General features: G+C 69.1%; 17 protein-coding genes. 7 read left to right on the top strand and 10 right to left on the bottom strand.

The features are described 5' to 3' along the window. The first annotated feature begins 2 nt into the window (after window positions 1-2). Window positions 3-917, top strand: a complete 915-nt coding sequence (locus IU450_RS05765) for an SDR family oxidoreductase (RefSeq protein ID WP_324197553.1) — start codon at window positions 3-5, stop codon at window positions 915-917. A 15-nt stretch (window positions 918-932) separates the two neighbouring features. Here IU450_RS05765 and IU450_RS05760 read toward each other — a convergent pair whose 3' ends face one another. Continuing rightward, on the bottom strand, window positions 933-1,616 hold the full coding sequence (locus IU450_RS05760) for a TetR/AcrR family transcriptional regulator (RefSeq protein WP_195148764.1): 684 nt from the start codon (window positions 1,614-1,616) through the stop codon (window positions 933-935). 148 nt (window positions 1,617-1,764) lie between these two features. Between IU450_RS05760 and IU450_RS05755 the strand changes: the two genes are divergently transcribed. Then, entirely contained in the window at window positions 1,765-3,336 is a 1,572-nt protein-coding gene (locus tag IU450_RS05755; RefSeq protein WP_195148763.1) for a succinic semialdehyde dehydrogenase, read from the top strand. 33 nt (window positions 3,337-3,369) lie between these two features. Next, window positions 3,370-4,200 (top strand): SDR family NAD(P)-dependent oxidoreductase, encoded by an 831-nt coding sequence (locus IU450_RS05750; protein WP_195148762.1) that lies wholly within the window; start codon window positions 3,370-3,372, stop codon window positions 4,198-4,200. A gap of 64 nt (window positions 4,201-4,264) precedes the next feature. Here the strand turns inward: IU450_RS05750 and IU450_RS05745 are convergent, their stop codons facing one another. Together IU450_RS05745 and IU450_RS05740 are read right to left on the bottom strand one after the other, a co-directional pair. Next, window positions 4,265-5,068, bottom strand: a complete 804-nt coding sequence (locus IU450_RS05745) for a putative protein N(5)-glutamine methyltransferase (RefSeq protein WP_324197552.1) — start codon at window positions 5,066-5,068, stop codon at window positions 4,265-4,267. Between the two features lie 98 nt (window positions 5,069-5,166). Next, on the bottom strand, window positions 5,167-6,036 hold the full coding sequence (locus IU450_RS05740; protein WP_195148760.1) for a YdcF family protein: 870 nt from the start codon (window positions 6,034-6,036) through the stop codon (window positions 5,167-5,169). 271 nt (window positions 6,037-6,307) lie between these two features. Here IU450_RS05740 and IU450_RS05735 point away from each other — a divergent pair, with 271 nt between their 5' ends. After that, the gene (locus IU450_RS05735; protein WP_195148759.1) at window positions 6,308-7,153 is read left to right on the top strand and encodes a bifunctional 5,10-methylenetetrahydrofolate dehydrogenase/5,10-methenyltetrahydrofolate cyclohydrolase; all 846 of its coding nucleotides are present in this window, start codon (window positions 6,308-6,310) and stop codon (window positions 7,151-7,153) included. A 53-nt stretch (window positions 7,154-7,206) separates the two neighbouring features. On the opposite strand, the gene IU450_RS05730 is transcribed toward IU450_RS05735, so the two are convergent. Continuing rightward, window positions 7,207-7,953 carry a hypothetical protein gene (locus IU450_RS05730; RefSeq protein ID WP_195148758.1) on the bottom strand — a complete coding sequence of 249 codons (747 nt, stop codon included), beginning with the start codon at window positions 7,951-7,953 and terminating at the stop codon, window positions 7,207-7,209. 261 nt (window positions 7,954-8,214) lie between these two features. On the opposite strand from IU450_RS05730, the gene IU450_RS05725 reads away from it, so the two are divergent. Beyond that, window positions 8,215-9,471 carry an MFS transporter gene (locus IU450_RS05725; protein ID WP_195148757.1) on the top strand — a complete coding sequence of 419 codons (1,257 nt, stop codon included), beginning with the start codon at window positions 8,215-8,217 and terminating at the stop codon, window positions 9,469-9,471. Window positions 9,472-9,510: 39 nt separating this feature from the next. On the opposite strand, the gene IU450_RS05720 is transcribed toward IU450_RS05725, so the two are convergent. From IU450_RS05720 to IU450_RS05710, 3 genes are all read right to left on the bottom strand, one after another. Beyond that, the gene (locus tag IU450_RS05720; protein WP_195148756.1) at window positions 9,511-10,158 is read right to left on the bottom strand and encodes a nucleotidyltransferase domain-containing protein; all 648 of its coding nucleotides are present in this window, start codon (window positions 10,156-10,158) and stop codon (window positions 9,511-9,513) included. Between the two features lie 55 nt (window positions 10,159-10,213). Continuing rightward, window positions 10,214-10,966 (bottom strand): L,D-transpeptidase, encoded by a 753-nt coding sequence (locus tag IU450_RS05715; RefSeq protein WP_195148755.1) that lies wholly within the window; start codon window positions 10,964-10,966, stop codon window positions 10,214-10,216. A 177-nt stretch (window positions 10,967-11,143) separates the two neighbouring features. Further along, the gene (locus IU450_RS05710) at window positions 11,144-11,596 is read right to left on the bottom strand and encodes a winged helix-turn-helix transcriptional regulator (protein ID WP_228834158.1); all 453 of its coding nucleotides are present in this window, start codon (window positions 11,594-11,596) and stop codon (window positions 11,144-11,146) included. Window positions 11,597-11,662: 66 nt separating this feature from the next. On the opposite strand from IU450_RS05710, the gene IU450_RS05705 reads away from it, so the two are divergent. After that, the gene (locus IU450_RS05705; protein WP_195148754.1) at window positions 11,663-12,562 is read left to right on the top strand and encodes an NADP-dependent oxidoreductase; all 900 of its coding nucleotides are present in this window, start codon (window positions 11,663-11,665) and stop codon (window positions 12,560-12,562) included. Window positions 12,563-12,598: 36 nt separating this feature from the next. Here the strand turns inward: IU450_RS05705 and IU450_RS05700 are convergent, their stop codons facing one another. Continuing rightward, window positions 12,599-13,258: a cyclodeaminase/cyclohydrolase family protein gene (locus IU450_RS05700; protein ID WP_195148753.1), complete on the bottom strand. Its 660-nt coding sequence runs from the start codon at window positions 13,256-13,258 to the stop codon at window positions 12,599-12,601. 151 nt (window positions 13,259-13,409) lie between these two features. Between IU450_RS05700 and IU450_RS05695 the strand changes: the two genes are divergently transcribed. Continuing rightward, window positions 13,410-14,447: an LLM class F420-dependent oxidoreductase gene (locus IU450_RS05695; RefSeq protein ID WP_195148752.1), complete on the top strand. Its 1,038-nt coding sequence runs from the start codon at window positions 13,410-13,412 to the stop codon at window positions 14,445-14,447. A 49-nt stretch (window positions 14,448-14,496) separates the two neighbouring features. Here the strand turns inward: IU450_RS05695 and IU450_RS05690 are convergent, their stop codons facing one another. After that, the gene (locus tag IU450_RS05690; RefSeq protein ID WP_181723876.1) at window positions 14,497-14,835 is read right to left on the bottom strand and encodes an STAS domain-containing protein; all 339 of its coding nucleotides are present in this window, start codon (window positions 14,833-14,835) and stop codon (window positions 14,497-14,499) included. Window positions 14,836-15,101: 266 nt separating this feature from the next. Further along, window positions 15,102-15,317 carry a hypothetical protein gene (locus IU450_RS05685; RefSeq protein WP_228834157.1) on the bottom strand — a complete coding sequence of 72 codons (216 nt, stop codon included), beginning with the start codon at window positions 15,315-15,317 and terminating at the stop codon, window positions 15,102-15,104. Between the last annotated feature and the right edge of the window lie 168 nt (window positions 15,318-15,485).

Here is a 15,485-nt window from a genome sequence, read left to right as displayed (position 1 = left end):
CCGTGGTCGTCGACCTGCTGCGTCAGCTGCTGTCCCCCCCGCCCGCCGAGAACCGGCTGGACGTCCGCGATCGGGTGGTGGTGATCACCGGCGCGGGCACCGGCATCGGCCGGGCGCTGGCCGAAAAGCTCTACGCCTCGGGCGCTTCGGTGGCGCTGATCGATATCGACGAAGCCGCCGCCGCGACCGTCGGGCGTTCCATGGGGGACCGCGCGCTGGTGGTGCGCGCGGACGTCTCCGATCGAATCGGAATGCGCGAAGCCGTCTCTCGGGTGCGCCGACAGTTCGGACGGATCGATGTGGTCGTAGCCAATGCGGGAGTGGTGCCCGAGCCCGCGACGATCCGGACGATGAATCCGGGTGACTTCGATCGTGTCATCGGGATCAATGTGACCGGGGTGTTCAACACCGTGCATCCGGCGCTGGACGACATCGTCGCGGCCAAGGGGCACGTCGTGGTGGTCTCCTCCGCCGCGGCGTTCGCGCCCGGCATGGGCGGTTCGCCCTACATGGTGAGCAAAGCCGCGGTCGAGCAGTTCGGGCGGGCGCTGCGGGTCGAGCTGGCCGCGGTCGGGGCCACCGCGGGTGTGGCGTACTTCGGCATCGTCGACACCGCGATGACCCACGGCACCCTCGACGAGGACGAGTTGGGCGCAGACCTGGGCGCGTTGCTGCCGTGGCCGCTCAACGTGCGCATCTCCGTGCGCGACGCGGCGGAATCCATCGCCGACGGCATCGCCCGCCGCGCGCCGCGTACCATCGCGCCGCCGCAGTGGGAGCCCTACGCGCTGCTGCGCGGCGTGATCAATGTGGTGCTGGACAGCAGGCTGGCGCGCGACCCGCGCGTGCACGATCTGATCCACCGAGTGGAGCAGCGCGTCATCGACAGCAATCCCGTCACGCCGATACCGCGCTGACGCGGGCGGGCCGGTCTACGGCTCGGCGGGAAAAATCGTGGGCAGCGTCAACGCGTACTCCAGATCGACCCGTGTGCCGAGCGTGGTGAGCAGCACCCGGATCATCGTCAGGCGCGCCGCCGCGACGGTTTCCGCGTCCGGTTCGGCGCCGGGCGCGGTGCCCGCGGAGATCCGGTAGACCACGTACTCGCACAGGTGCAGCGCGGCGTCCAGATCGAGCGGACTCGGCACCGGGCGGCCCAGCTCGGTGAACGTCTCGCGCACCAGGGCGCGGATGTCGTCGAGCGCGCGCTCCCGGTACGCCGACACCGGCGAGCCGGGATCGTGCAGCTCGGCGAACAGCGGCCGCAGCATGGGGCCGTGCCCGCGCGCCCAGTCCAGGTAGGCGTCGATCAGCCGGATGCCCAGCTCGACCGGCTCGTCGGTGCCGGTCAGCGCCGTGCGGATACCGCCGACGAGCCCCTCGTTGGAGGTGTCGAGCACCGCCAGCAGCGGTTCGTGCGCGTTGCCGAAATACCGGTAGAAAGTCGGCCGGGCCAAACCCGCCTGCTCGATGATCTGCGCGACGCTCAGCCCTCGTGATCCGGTTCGGGTGAACACCTCCGCGGTCGCGAGCACGATCCGGGCGCGGACCTCTTCGGCCTGCTCCTGTGTCTGCGGCGGTCTTCCGCGCCGCGCGGTCGTGGACTCAGCCGACATCGTGCCGCCTCACAACGCGGCCCCCGGAATATCTGTGCGCCACGACGAACAGCTTGACACGAGGAGTGACATGAACATTAATCTAACACCACTGTTCATTTAATGAGGCGCGCCTGCGGCGTAGCCCACGTCCTCGAGAGGACCGCCCATGACGACCACCTCGCAGCCGGCAACCGCCGACGCGCTGCCCTCGTCGCTGGTGCAGCCGTTGCTCGCGCACGCCGTCGCGGGCGGCGCGCCCGCTGTCGAGGTGTTCGCCCCCGCGACCGGCGCGAAGATCATCGACCTGCCGCAGTCCTCCGCCGAAGACATCGAGACCGCGTTCGCCACCGCGCGGCAGGCGCAGCGCGAGTGGGCGCGCCGTCCGGTCCGGGAGCGGGTCGCCGTGCTGCGCCGGTTCCACGACATCGTGCTCGCCGAGCAGGACGCCATCCTCGACATCGTGCAGACCGAGACGGGCAAGGCTCGGGCGCACGCCTTCGACGAGGTCGGCGACGTGGCCGTGAACGCCAGGTACTACGCCTCGGTGGCCGCCCGGCTGCTGGCCACGCGCAAACCGCGCGGCGTGCTTCCCGTGCTCACCCAGGTCGACGTGCGGCACCGGCCCAAGGGCGTGGTCGCGGTGATCTCACCGTGGAACTACCCGCTGGCCCTGGCCGCCTCCGACGCGCTGCCCGCCCTCGTCGCGGGCAACGCGGTGGTGGCACGCCCGGACAACCAGACCGCGCTCACCGCGCTGTGGGCCATCGACGCCGCCGTGCGCGCCGGATTGCCGCGCGGGCTCTGGCAGGCGGTGCTGGGCCGTGGCTCGGTGATCGGCGGCGAGGTGATCGCCCGCGCCGACTACGTCGACTACACCGGCTCCAGCGCGACCGGACGGACCATCGCCCAGCAGGCGGGTGAGCGGCTGATCGGATACTCGCTCGAACTCGGCGGCAAGAATCCGCTGCTGGTGCTCGCCGACGCGGACGTCTCGCGCGCGGCCAAGATCGCCATCCGGGCCTGCTTCGCCTCGGCAGGGCAGCTGTGCGAGTCGATGGAGCGGATCTACGTGCACGACAGCGTGTACGACCGCTTCGTCGCCGAGTTCGTCGGGCACGTCGACGCCATCCGGCTCGGCGGCGGTCTGGACTACGGCAGCGACATGGGATCGCTGACCTTCCAGCGCCAGCTCGACACGGTGATCGCGCATGTGAACGACGCGGTGGCCAAGGGCGCCACGGTACTGGCCGGCGGCCGCGCGCGCCCGGACCTCGGGCCGTACTTCTACGAGCCGACCGTGCTGGCCGGAGTGCGGCCGGGCATGACGGTCCACCGGGAGGAAACCTTCGGCCCCGTCGTCTCCATCTACCGCGTGAGCAGCGACGACGAAGCCGTCGACCAGGCCAACGACACCGCCTACGGCCTCAACGCCAGCGTCTGGACCAAGGACACCAGCCGCGGGCGCGCGGTGGCGGCGCGGATCGACGCGGGCTCGGTGAACGTCAACGAGGGCTTCATCGCCGCGTGGGGCAGCGCGGACGCGCCGTCGGGCGGGCTCGGCATCTCCGGCACCGGACGCAGGCACGGTCCCGAGGGCCTGCTCAAGTACATCGACACCCAGACCATCGCGGTGCAGCGGATGCTGCCGATCGCACCGCTGCCCGGCATGTCCGAAGCGGTATGGGCCAAGACGATGACGCTGTACTTCGGCGTCATGAAAACGCTTCGGCAGAAGTAACTCCCACGACTCACGGATCAGGAAGCAGTACGGATGAAACTGGACACGGTTGCGGGCAAGAGGGTTCTGGTCACGGGAGCCGCGATGGGCCTGGGCAAGCTGTTCGCCGAGCGCGCGGTGCGCGAAGGCGCCGCCGCGGTGGTGCTGTGGGACATCAACGAGGCCGCCCTGAAGGACACCGCCGCCGAGCTGACCGGCCGCGGCAGCGCCGTGCATCACCACGTGGTCGACGTGGCATCGCCCGAGGCGATCACGGAGGCGGCGGCATCCGTTCGTGAGCAGGTCGGCGGCATCGACGTCCTGGTCAACAACGCGGGCATCGTGCGCGGTAACAGCTACTTCTGGGAGACCGGCGACCGCGCCGACATCGACAAGACGATGGCGATCAACTCGCTCGCCCCGATGTACGTCACGCTGGAGTTCCTGCCCGCCATGGTCGCAGGCGCCACCGAGGCGCGGGTGCTGACCATCGCGTCCTCGGCGGGTCTGGTGTCCAACCCGCGCATGAGCGTGTACGCCGCCTCCAAGTGGGCGGCGCTGGGCTGGTCGGACTCGGTACGCATCGAACTGGAACAAGCAGGCCACGAACACGTCAAGGTCACCACGGTCTGCCCGACCTACATCAACACCGGAATGTTCGAGGGCGCCAAGGGATTTCTCTTCACCCCGATCCTGGAACAGCACAAGGTGGTCGACACCTCGTGGCGCGAGATGAAGAACGGCACGCCGCTGGTCGTGCTGCCGTGGACCTCGCGACTGAACAAAGCGCTCTCCGGACTGCTGCCGATCAAGCTGCGCGACCTGTTCCTCGACACGGTCGGCGTCTACCACTCGATGGACCAGTTCACCGGCCGCAAGAAGTAGCAGGGTTCGATCCGGCGGGGTCGCGGCCGCCGCAGGATCGAGGCCGAGCAGGGCGGCGCCGTCGTCAACGGGGGCGGCTGCCGATGACCACCGTGGCGTAGTGCTCTTCCGACTCCGCGACCAGTCCGTCTAGACCGTGCTCGGCCAGAACGGCGAGGGCGATCGGCGCCTGATTTTCGCTGGACTCGACGAGCAGGTGCCCGCCGGGCGACAGCCAGTCGGCGGCCTCGGCCGCGACCCGGCGGAAGACGTCGAGCCCGTCCGGGCCGCCGTCGAGGGCCGTGCGGGGTTCGTGGTCGCGGGCCTCCGGCGGCATCCGCGCGATCATCTCCGACGGGACGTACGGGGTGTTGCACAGCAGGATGTCGATGCAACCGCGCAACTCCTCCGGCAGAGGCTCGAAGAGATCCCCTTCGTAGACCGGTGCGCCGAGCGGCGTGAGATTCGTGCGGGCGCACTCGACCGCGATCGGATCGATGTCGGAGGCCGCCAGCGTGACCGGACGGCTCTCGGCGGCCGCGCTCGTCGCCGCCGCGAGCCCGAGCGCTCCGGAGCCGCAGCACAGATCGACTACCACCGTGTGCCCGGCCCTGGCGTGGATCAGCTCGACCGCTCGGTCGACGAGGAACGCGGTGCGCTGCCTCGGCACGAAAACTCCGGGAGATACCGCGACCCGCACCCCGCGGAACTCCGCCCAGCCCAGCAGGTGCTCCAGCGGGCTGCCGGTGACGCGCTGGGCGACGAGCGATTCGAGTGCCACACCGGTCTCCGCGGCAGCCTCGGTGAGCAGCCGGGCCTCATCCTCGGCGAACACGCAGCCCGCCGCACGGAGCCGGGCCACCACGTCGTTATTGCCGGCTGACCTCACCCGGCCATCCTGCCGCGCGCCCAACCGATCCCGCCAACGGTTTTCCCAGGGCGATCGGGACCGGTGGCCGTGGCCGCGCATCCCGATCGCTCGGCAGGTCAGCGTGCCGTGCTGAGCTGGAATGTGCGGGTGGCGTCGAGATAGATGCCGCGCTGCGCAGGCCTGCCGGGCGGCGGTAGCTGCGAGACCAGTTGTTCGAGCGAGGTCGTCGCGCCGACGACCCTGGTGCCCGCCACGATGAAATCCGCCACGGCACGGCGGATGTGATTGGGCGAGGTGACCACGATCGCGCTCGTCGCACCGACATCGCGCAGCAGCCTGGTGCTGAACAGGGCGTTCTGCACGGTCGAGCCCGCGCGGCTCTCCACGTGGATGCGCGTCGGCGGCACGCCGTGGGCGACCAGCCAGTGACGCATCGCCTCGGCCTCGGTGATGCCGTTCTGCGGATTCCCTCCGGTGACCACGATCGGCGAGAGCGGCGCGACGATGGACTGCAACCACGCCGCGGTGAGCCGGTTCACCAGTTCCGGGCGCAGGGCCCCGTCCGGCAGCAGGCCGTAGCCGAGCACGACGATGCCGGTCTGCGGTCCCGCCAGCGCGGGCAAGGGATTCGGCAGGGTGCCCACCGCGGCGCGGACGGCGCCGAGCACGTTGTCGGTGCCCTGCGCGAGCTCCGGGTCCACCGCGTGCAGCCGTGCCATGGCGTCCAGGAGCGCGGGCAGGTCACCGGCGTAGTCGGACCAGATCGCCTGCAGGGCGAGCGCTTCGGCGTCCCCGGGATCGGCGCCGATCAGGTTGCGCAAGTCGGCGCGGCCCGCGGCGTCGTCGCCGTTGGCGAAGTGGTGCTGGGCGGAGTTGTACAGGGCGTTCGTGTCCGGTACGGCGTGCGCGGGGACACCCGCCAGGCCGGTGAGCGAGAACGCGGCGAACGACGCCGCGACGAGAAGTTTCCAATGCCTCGAGATCATCACTACAGTCGTCACCTTTCCGCCGAAGAACGGGTTGGCACGTGCTAGCAGTTAGCTGGGGCAAGCACGGATTACGATACGGGCGAATTCGCCCGTTATCCGGCAATTTGCGAAGGGGTCGTCAAATGTCGTCGCAGAAGGCTGCCCGGCCTTCACTCGGTCATGCGACGGCCCCATCCTGTCGGACCGCCGTGTGGTTGCTATTTATTTGCACGACTCGATGCGGGCGGCGGAGGAATTCGTCCGGCCGCGCCCGTTAGGCTGTGTCAACGTGGATACCGTTTCGCTGTCCGGCAAGGAACTCGCCGCCGCCGTCAACGCCGATACCAAGGCCCGCGCCGCCGCGCTCACCGACGGCGGCACCACCCCGCGCCTCGCCCTGATCGTGGCGAACGACGACCCGGCGAGCGCCTGGTATGTCAACTCGCTCCGCAAGGCCGCCGAACGGCTCGGAATCGCTTGCGACACGGTCGATCTCGGCCCGGAAGCCGGTGTGGCGGAGATTCGCGCCGAACTGACCGCGCGCGGTGCGGACGCCGCCGCCGACGCGATCATGCTGCAGACCCCCCTTCCTGCGGGCGTCACACTGGACGACGTGAGTTCGGCGATCGTCGCGTCCAAGGACGTCGACGGCGTGAGTCCGCTGTCGCTCGGCCTGCTCGCGGCCGGGCTGGACGGTTTCGTTCCCGCCACCTCCGAGGCCGTGGTCGAACTGCTCGAACACCACGAGATCCCGCTCGCGGGCCGCCACGTGGCGGTCGTCGGCCGCTCGAACGTCGTCGGGAAGCCGCTGGCTCAGCTACTGCTGGCGAAGGACGCGACCGTCACGGTGTGCCATTCCCGCACCGCCGACCTGGCTGCCGTCACCGCCGCCGCCGACGTGGTCGTCGCCGCGGCGGGCCGCATCGGCCTGATCTCCGGCAAGCACGTCCGCGAGGGCGCGGTGGTCATCGACGTCGGCACCAACGAGGCCCCCGACGGCAAGATCGTCGGCGATGTGGACGCGGACTCGGTGCGCGGCAAGGCCGCCGCGCTCAGCCCCGTCCCCGGCGGCGTCGGCCCGGTCACCACATCGCTGCTCATGCGCCACGTGGTCATCGCGGCCGAATCGCGCTGAGCGAGCGCTCCGCGCGCGCAGAGCACTTCCTCACGCGCGCGTGATGGGTATTCTCACGCGCGCGTGATGGCGCTGATCAGGGTGCGGTCGCCGTCTTTGGTGGTGGTGACGAGCTGTGGGTTGTAGATGATCGGTTGCTGCCCGGGGCGATGTTCGGTCACGACCACGATGTATTGACCGGCGAACGCCCCCGGCGTGATCGCCACGCAGTGGGTGGTTCCCGCCGGGATGGTGTCGATGCCGCGCTGGATGGCGTCGGCCGTCTGGACGGCGGCATCGGTGGTGGTGGTGGAGCGCACCTGCTCGCCGGACCGGTTCACGTAATAGGCGTGCTGGAAGGCGAAGATCACCGCGGGCCCGGAATCGAAACCGCCTACGCCGCTGCCCTGGATCCGGTTGCCGACCCGCTCGGCGGGGCACTGAGCGCCCGGTGTCGCAGGGGCGGTGACCTGAACGGACGGCGCCGGTGCGGCGGCCTGCGGGTCGGAGCCGCCGGTCCCGAACTGCATATAGGCCGCGAAGCCCAGCGCGGCGACACCGAGCGTGCCGAGCGCGGGTACCGCCCACCGCCGGGTCGGACGAGGCGCGGGGGAGCGGTCGATCAGGCCCGCGAATTCATCCTCGTACCGGTCCGGATCGGGCTCCGGTGTCGGGGCGGGATCGGGCAGCGGAGCACCGGCGGGCGCTTGATCCATCCACGTGGACCACTCGCCGCGATACTCCTCGCCTGCCGCGGGCGCTTGTCCCGGCCCCCCGGCGCCGTACGGATTTCCGCGGTCATAGCCGGGTCGCGCGCTCATCTCCGGTCGATCCATTGCCCCGCCCTTCATCAGGTCCCCGTCAGGTTATCCGCATCGCCACGATGCGGGAACGCCCTGCCACCTTCACAATTGAGCCGTCACGCTCCCCGGAGGATACTGCGCGGTAGGTCGATCGGGCACACCCCCGGACGCCGCACCACGTGCCCGCCCCCTCGCGAGCGACCCGCGCCGGTCTGCCGCGTGGACGCTATGAGTGCCTGGTCGTGCCCGAAAGGCATGCCGCCGTTCTAGGGTGACCCGGTGCCTCTTGCCGCAGCACGCCGATTCAAAACCACTTCGGCGCCGTTGTCCACGGATTTCCGTCGTTTATGGGGTTCGCTGACGGTCGATCAGTTCGGTAGCGCACTCGGCATGGGCGCGATGCCGTTGGTGGCGATACTTGTCGTGCAGGCGTCGGATCTGCAAGTGGCGTCGATGGCTGCCCTCTCGGGTATCGCCGCGGCGGCGATCGCGCTGCCCTTGGGATCGTTCATCGAATTCCGTCGCAAGCGCCCGGTGATGATCGCCACGTGCCTGGCCTCGTGCACCGTGTTGGCGAGTGTTCCCCTCGCGACCTGGTTGGATGTGCTGACCTACATCCAGTTGTGTGTGGTGGTCATGGTTCAGACAGCGTGCGGGATAGTGTTCAACGCCGCCAACGGCGCTTACCTGAAATCGATTGTGCCCGCGTCTCTCCTGGTCCGCGCCAACGCGCGCGTCGAGACGACGTTCTGGACGACTTCCATGATCGGGGTGCCGGTCGGCGGCGCGTTGATCTCGATGTTCGGCGCCACGATCACGATCGCGCTCGACGCCGCCAGCTATGTGCTCGCCGCGCTGGGATTGCGTGGCCTACGAACCGAGGAAGCCACCATTCCCGCGGAATTCGCTCGCGCGCGCAGGCGGTGGTTCGACGAACTCCGCGTCGGGTGGTCCTACATCTTCGGCGAACCGATGCTCAACCGGCTGTTCTGGAACGGCATGTTCTTCGGTGGTGCCCTCATGCTCACCAGCCCGCTGGTCGCGCTACTCATGCTGCGCGATCTCGGCTTCTCGCCCTGGCAGTACGGGCTGGCGCTCGGTATCCCCACGGTCGGCGGCTTGCTGGGATCTCTCTGCGCACCGGGACTGGTGAGCCGGCTCGGTCCCCGAGCGGTCCTGCTCGGCTCCGGCACCTTGCGCACCTGTTGGCTCGGGCTGCTGCTGCTCGCGGGTCCCGGCGTCCTCGGATTGCTCATGATCATCGCCGCGGAGACTCTTCTGCTGCTGTGCGCCGGAGTGTTCAACCCGGTCTTCGCCACCTACCGCATGAGTCACACCGTCGACACCCACATGGCTCGCGTCGGTACCGCATGGTCGGTCAGCGCCAAATGCTTCCAGCCCGCCTTCATCGCCCTCGGCGGAGTCATCGCCGCCATGACCAGTGTTCGCGTCGCCATCGCGCTCGCCGCTGTCGGACTGCTGACTACCTCGCTGCTGTTGCCGTGGCGGCAGCGAGCAGCGCCGCAGCGCGCGTGAGTGGCTTCCCTTGGTCGTAGGGGAGTTTCGAAGTCGGCGCTACCGCAACAGAGTCAGCCATTCGTGTTGCGGATAGTTGTCGGACACGTACGTCCGGATCGTGGCGCGCTGGGCGGCGTTCAGCTTCGGCCAGGTCCGCTCGAGATCAGCGCGGTCCTTCGGTCTGGCCTGCTTGGCCTTGAAGATCAGAACGAACTCGGGGTGAAGGTACCGGACGCCGTCGTCGGCGATCCAGGTCACTTCGTCGAGCGGTGCGATCATGGACCGATCGCGCCGGTTGACCCATGCCCCGTCCTGGCCGGGATTGAGCAAGAGGTCGATCAGCCACGGTGACCGTGCGTCGGCCCGCAACCAGACCTGGTCGGCGCTGTCGGCCACGTCGGGGAAGCGGTCGTCGACGGGACGAATGCCGTCCGGTCCCGCCGACCAGATGTGCAGGCGGTCTCGTGCCGCGGTGCGCAGAGCGGGCAGATCGGCGCGGAACATCGCGACGTCGATATCGCTGTGTTCCCGCCGGGTTCCGGTGAAGGCGTCGATCGCCCAGCCCCCGGCGACCCACCATGGGGCGGCGATGTCGCCGAGGATCTCGCCGACATCGGTCGGCGTGACCAATGCCCACGCTCCCCAGAGGTTTTGGAACTCCGCCTCTGCCGCGTCACGCGGCGGGGGGATCGGAAACTCGCGCACGCAGTGGCCCTCCCATCGGATATGTCGTCCGACGCTACCGGGTGGAGGGCGGCACTCACCAGTGCGTGACGACCGGGTCGCCGATGCCGATCGTGTGATAGACCCATTCGGCGTCGTCGCGGGCGAGGTTGATGCAGCCGTGACTGACGTTCGCGTAACCTTGCTGATCCACCGACCATGGGGCCGAGTGGATGAAAACGCCGCCCCAGGTGAGGCGTTCGGCGAACTCACCGTTGATGATGTAGCCCTCCGGCGAGCTCAGCGGAATGCCGATGGTGCGGGAGTCGAACACGATCGAACGGAACTTCTCCAGAACCGGCCAGGTGCCGGTCGGCGTTTCGTACCCCGGCTTGCCCATGGAGGCGGGCATGGTCCGCACGACCGTGCCGCCGACGGTGACCGTGAACGTATGCGCCGACATGTCAGCGTCACCGAAAACGCCTGCGTTGGTTCGGAATTCCGTACGCGTTCCGCCGACCGAGACGAGGATGGTTGCGTCGGCGGGCAGGAACCCGGTCGGCGTCCATACCACTTCGCGATCGTCGGTCCACGCGAAAGTGCCCGGCAGCGGCCGGGTAGTTCTGATATCGATGGATTGTTCCGTCTGTGCGCGATCCGTGACAGGCGCGGCAAAACGAACGGTCACGGGATGAGCCACGCCCACCACCTGGCCCTTCGCGGGTCCGATCGCCGCCACCGGAGATGTAGATGGCTTTCCGATCATCGTCGCTGCCGCCGCGCCCGACCAGAACGCGGCCAGTGCCACGATCACGGTCGCGAGGAACAGGTACCGAATGGCGCTCCTCATGGCGTCCACCCCTTCGAGATGGTGTGGTAGGCAAGGAACATTCTAGGCCCACATGATCAACTCGGCCACGGATAGAACTGGCCCGCGGTCCGGTTGTGATCGGGCACGCCCACCACAGACCGCTTACCCGCTCGAGAGCGGTCGAAACGGGGCTGCGCCGCGGAGTGCGCTGATCCGTCAGCGGGAGGTGCCGACGGGCAGCGGTTCCGGCTCGGTCGCCGCTCGCGCGTCGAACTCCGCTCGCGCGGCGAGGATTTGGTCCTGATGCTCGACAGCCCACACGCCCATCGCATGACTGATCGCGCCGATGCTCCTGCCGAGTTCGGTGAGTGAGTACTCCACTCGCGGCGGCACCGTGGGATAGACCGCGCGGCGCGCCAAACCTTCGCGCTCCAGGTTGCGCAGCGTTCGGGTGAGCATCTTCTGGGTGATGCCGTCCAGGCGGCGGCGCAACTCGTTGAAGCGGATCGGCCCCTCGTGGTCACGCAGGACGCTCAGGACCAGCATCACCCACTTGTCGGCGAGGACGGCCAGTACCTCCCGCGCGGGGCAGTGGTGCAAGTAGCTCTCGACCAGGCCGGCCGCCTTGGACCGGTCACCGGCAGTATCCATCGGGTAGGTAGTATCCATCGGGTACCTCGATATCAGAAAGGTGCCTTCTATCGAAAAGGTACCAGGTGCCCGCAGAATCGGTGCATGCTCGCAATCAGGCAGTACGCGTTCGGCGGCCCGGAAGTGCTCGAAGTGGCCGAAGTCGATCGGCCGCGGCCCGGCCCAGGAGAGGTGCTGGTGCGGGTCGCCGCGACCAGCGTCAACGCGGCCGACTGGAAAGTGCGTGCCGGACTGATCGGAGAACTCGGCGACCCACCGCTGACGCTGGGACTCGACGTGTCGGGTGTCGTCGACGAACTCGGCCCCGGCGTGGACCGGTTCGCGGTCGGAGATCCGGTGTACGGCATGGTGTTCGGCGGAGCCAACGCGGAGTACGTAGTGGCGCAGGCGCACACGCTGGCGCCGAAGCCGAGCAACATCGACCTCGTCCAGGCCGCCGCACTGCCGACGGCGGCGCTGACCGCATGGCAGGCCCTGGCCGCGCTCGGCGCGGGGCAGCGCGTGCTGGTGCACGCGGCGGCGGGAGGCGTCGGGCACCTGGCGGTGCAGATCGCGAAGCATCGCGGGGCGTTCGTGATCGGCACCGCGCGCGCGGTCAACCACGGATACCTGCGCGGGCTCGGCGCCGACGAGGTGATCGATTACACCGCGGTCGATTTCGGGTCCGTGACGCGCGACGTCGACATCGTGGTGGACTTGGTGGGCGGCGAGTACGGATCTCGCTCGCTCCCGGTGCTCCGTCCGCACGGCAGGCTGATCGACACCCAGGGCTCGGACGCGGAAGCCGACCCCCGTTACGAGCGTTTCTACGTCGAGCCCTCCGGGATGTCACTGCGCGAGATCACCACGATGGTCGAGCGCGGTTACCTACAGGCGACGATCGACCGGGTGTTCCCGCTCTCCGAAGCGGCGCAGGCGCACCGGCTCATCGAAGCCGGGCGAGTGCGCGGCAAGATCGTGCTGGTCGCGTGGAATCCGCCCTGAGCGCCCGAGTCGACTGCCGGTGCGGCGCTCGCGGAGCTATTTACGAACGGCGTGTACGACGTCGGCGTGCAGGGCGTCCGCCCGCGCGGTGAGTTCGTCGACCCGCATCAGGACCGGGGCGAACCGGTCGCCCTCGGCGGCGGGCAGCGACGCCACGTTGATCTCGATGTTGAGCTGTGAGGTGGTGGCGGCGGCGCGGCACGCGGCGGCGGCCGCGCCGATGTCGGTGACGACGTTCGGGTTCCCGATCGGGAACAGCTCCGCGGCCAGCGACAACACCTCGTCGGCCTCGTCGATGACCGCGGCGGGCACGCGGGCGGCCTCGATCAGCGCCGCGTTGATCGCGGCGGTGCGGGCGGCGATGTCCTCCGGTGTTTCCTTCGGCAGCTTGTAGGCCGCGCCGACGGCCGTGAACGCGGCGGCGTCGGCGTCGGCCAGCGCGAGAGCACGGCCGCGGGCCTCGTCGGCGGCCTCGATGATCCGGTCGACCACGGGGCGGTTCTCGGCATCCTTGGCGCGCGTGGTGTAGCGCGCGACCATCGCCACCAGCGCGGCGGCCTGCGCGGCGTGTAATGCGGCCACCGCGCCGCCGCCCGGTGCGGGAAGCTTGGCGGCCAGATCGCTCAGATACTGCGCGAGGGTGACCTCGCCGAAGGACGGCGCAGTTTCCGTGGACGACGTGCTGGTCTGCGACACGGGGATATTGCCTTTCGTTCTACGGCGAGGACCGGACTACCAGAAGAACGCTACCCCGTGGCGCCGATCGTTCGGTCGCGACCACGCGTTGCGCGGCGTTCGCACGTGGCCGGTGCGCGCCCGAACCCTACTCGCCGTTATGTTGAGTGCCATGCGGATCGGATTGAGCATCAACTACTCGGGGGGCTTCAAAGAGGCGGCCGCCGAAGTCGCCGACCTCGAGCGGGCGGGCCTGGATGTCGTGTTCGTGCCCGAGGCGTACTCGTTCGACGCCGTGAGCGCGCTCGGCTACCTGGCCGCGAAGACCACCCGCTTGCAGCTGGCGTCGGGCATCCTGCAGATCTACACCCGCACCCCCAGCCTGACCGCGATGACCGCGGCGGGTCTGGACTTCGTCTCCGACGGGCGCTTCGTGCTCGGGCTGGGCGCCTCGGGCCCGCAGGTGATCGAGGGCTTCCACGGTGTGCCCTACGACGCGCCGATCGGGCGCACCAGGGAACTGGTGGAGATCTGCCGGAAGGTCTGGCGGCGCGAGCGCCTGGAATACCAGGGCAAGCACTACCAGATCCCGCTGCCCACCGGGCAGGGCACCGGCCTCGGCAAGCCGCTCAAGCTGATCAACCACCCGGTGCGCGAGCGCGTCCCGGTGCTGCTGGCCGCGCTGGGCCCGAAGAACGTGGAGTTGGCCGCCGAGATCGCCGAAGGCTGGCAGCCGATCTTCTTCCTGCCGGAGAAGGCGCAGCAGGTGTGGGGCGACTCGTTGGCCGCGGGTCTGGCCAAGCGTGACCCCGTCCTGGGTGAGCTGGACGTGTACGCGGGGCCCGCGCTGGCCATCGGGGACAACGTCGAGCCGCTGCTGGAGTTCGTGAAGCCGCATCTGGCGCTCTACATCGGCGGCATGGGCGCCAAGGGCAAGAACTTCTACCACGCCTTGGCGACGAAGTACGGCTACGGCGCCGAGGCGGACCGCATCCAGGAGCTGTACCTGGCGGGGGAGAAGGAGGCCGCGACCAAGGCGGTCCCGGACCAGCTGGTCCGGGACGTCTCGCTGGTCGGCCCGGCCGGCTACGTCAAGGAGCGGGTCGCGGCTTTCAAAGAGGCGGGCGTCACGGTGTTGAACGTGGTCCCGATGGCGGCGACCGCGGCCGAGCGCGTCAAGCTGATCGAGCAGTTGCGCGAACTGGTGTGAGACATGCCGCTGCCGCCGTCGATCGATGCGACGGCGGCAGCGGCTGGGGTCATCTCTGCCGGAGCGCCGCCAACGCGGCGTCCAGCGTCGAATGCAGCGCGAACACCTGGTCCAGGCTGGTCATCTTGAGCTGTCGGCTGGTCGCCGGTCCCTCGGCGACGACCGCGATCGCGGTCGTCGCGCCCGCGCGCTGGTGGGCTGCCACGAGCGTCGCCATGCCCGCCGAGGCGAGGAAGCTGACCGCGGTGAGGTCGATGATCAAGGCCGCGGGTTTGCCGCTGAGAATGGCATCGATCGCGTTCTCCAGCGCGGGGGCTGTCGCCAGATCGACCTCGCCGGCCACCGTCAGCACTGTCGCGCCGTCGTGCGCCGCGACCGTGGTGGTCATCGTGTCCGCGAGGGGATACGCGTCTCCGGAAGTGTTGGTCACCTCACCACAACACACAAATAGCAGCGAATCCGCAACCTCGGAGTGTTCGCAGGCCCCGAACGGCACATCGAGGGCGCCGAGCAGGCGGAGGTCGGGGAGGGTGTGGCGCGGGCCGATGACGATGCTCACGCGCGAACGAATGCGGCGCGCTCACCGCCCCGGGCCGGCTCCATCGTTCCGCGACTCCGTCGCGGCGTCTCGCGGGTCCCGGTCGAACTCGAAGGTCACGGGCTCGGCTGGGGCACGTTGCAATCGGTGACCTTGGGATTGAGGCCCAGGTAATTGAGTGGACCGGCGAGTACCGTCAGAGCGATCGACCCGAAGCCGGCGCAGTTGATCGGACCGCTGTCGAAATAATCGCGTTGACCTGCCGCGATCAGGCCGATGATCAACCAGGCCAAGATCAATAGGCTCCCGAGGCTCATGTTCTTCACATGCATCGTTGCGGTCCTTCTCGCGTCGGTGAGCCGATTATGCGTCCCGGCGGGCGACGCGCCCGCAGCTTCGAAGCCGATCGCGTGCCGGAAACGCGATCCGTTCGATTGCCTCTGGCGAAGTCTCGTTGCTAACGATTCGATAAACGGCGGCTATGAATTTGCTGCGTCGTG

It is taken from the genome of Nocardia abscessus, assembly GCF_015477775.1.
In the GTDB taxonomy this organism is placed as follows: domain Bacteria; phylum Actinomycetota; class Actinomycetes; order Mycobacteriales; family Mycobacteriaceae; genus Nocardia; species Nocardia abscessus_A.
The sequence above is the reverse complement of the archived record's forward strand: the minus strand, read 5'-3'. Positions and strand labels throughout refer to the sequence as shown.

What these genes read in the sequence shown, in the direction of transcription:
- IU450_RS05760 (WP_195148764.1), bottom strand. Translation starts at nt 1,616, where the DNA reads ATGTCGGCTGAGTCCACGACCGCGCGGCGCGGAAGACCGCCGCAGACA.
- IU450_RS05755 (WP_195148763.1), top strand. Translation starts at nt 1,765, where the DNA reads ATGACGACCACCTCGCAGCCGGCAACCGCCGACGCGCTGCCCTCGTCG.
- IU450_RS05750 (WP_195148762.1), top strand. Translation starts at nt 3,370, where the DNA reads ATGAAACTGGACACGGTTGCGGGCAAGAGGGTTCTGGTCACGGGAGCC.
- IU450_RS05740 (WP_195148760.1), bottom strand. Translation starts at nt 6,036, where the DNA reads ATGATCTCGAGGCATTGGAAACTTCTCGTCGCGGCGTCGTTCGCCGCG.
- IU450_RS05730 (WP_195148758.1), bottom strand. Translation starts at nt 7,953, where the DNA reads ATGAGCGCGCGACCCGGCTATGACCGCGGAAATCCGTACGGCGCCGGG.
- IU450_RS05715 (WP_195148755.1), bottom strand. Translation starts at nt 10,966, where the DNA reads ATGAGGAGCGCCATTCGGTACCTGTTCCTCGCGACCGTGATCGTGGCA.
- IU450_RS05710 (WP_228834158.1), bottom strand. Translation starts at nt 11,596, where the DNA reads ATGGATACTACCTACCCGATGGATACTGCCGGTGACCGGTCCAAGGCG.
- IU450_RS05705 (WP_195148754.1), top strand. Translation starts at nt 11,663, where the DNA reads ATGCTCGCAATCAGGCAGTACGCGTTCGGCGGCCCGGAAGTGCTCGAA.
- IU450_RS05695 (WP_195148752.1), top strand. Translation starts at nt 13,410, where the DNA reads ATGCGGATCGGATTGAGCATCAACTACTCGGGGGGCTTCAAAGAGGCG.
- IU450_RS05690 (WP_181723876.1), bottom strand. Translation starts at nt 14,835, where the DNA reads ATGACCACCACGGTCGCGGCGCACGACGGCGCGACAGTGCTGACGGTG.
- IU450_RS05685 (WP_228834157.1), bottom strand. Translation starts at nt 15,317, where the DNA reads ATGCATGTGAAGAACATGAGCCTCGGGAGCCTATTGATCTTGGCCTGG.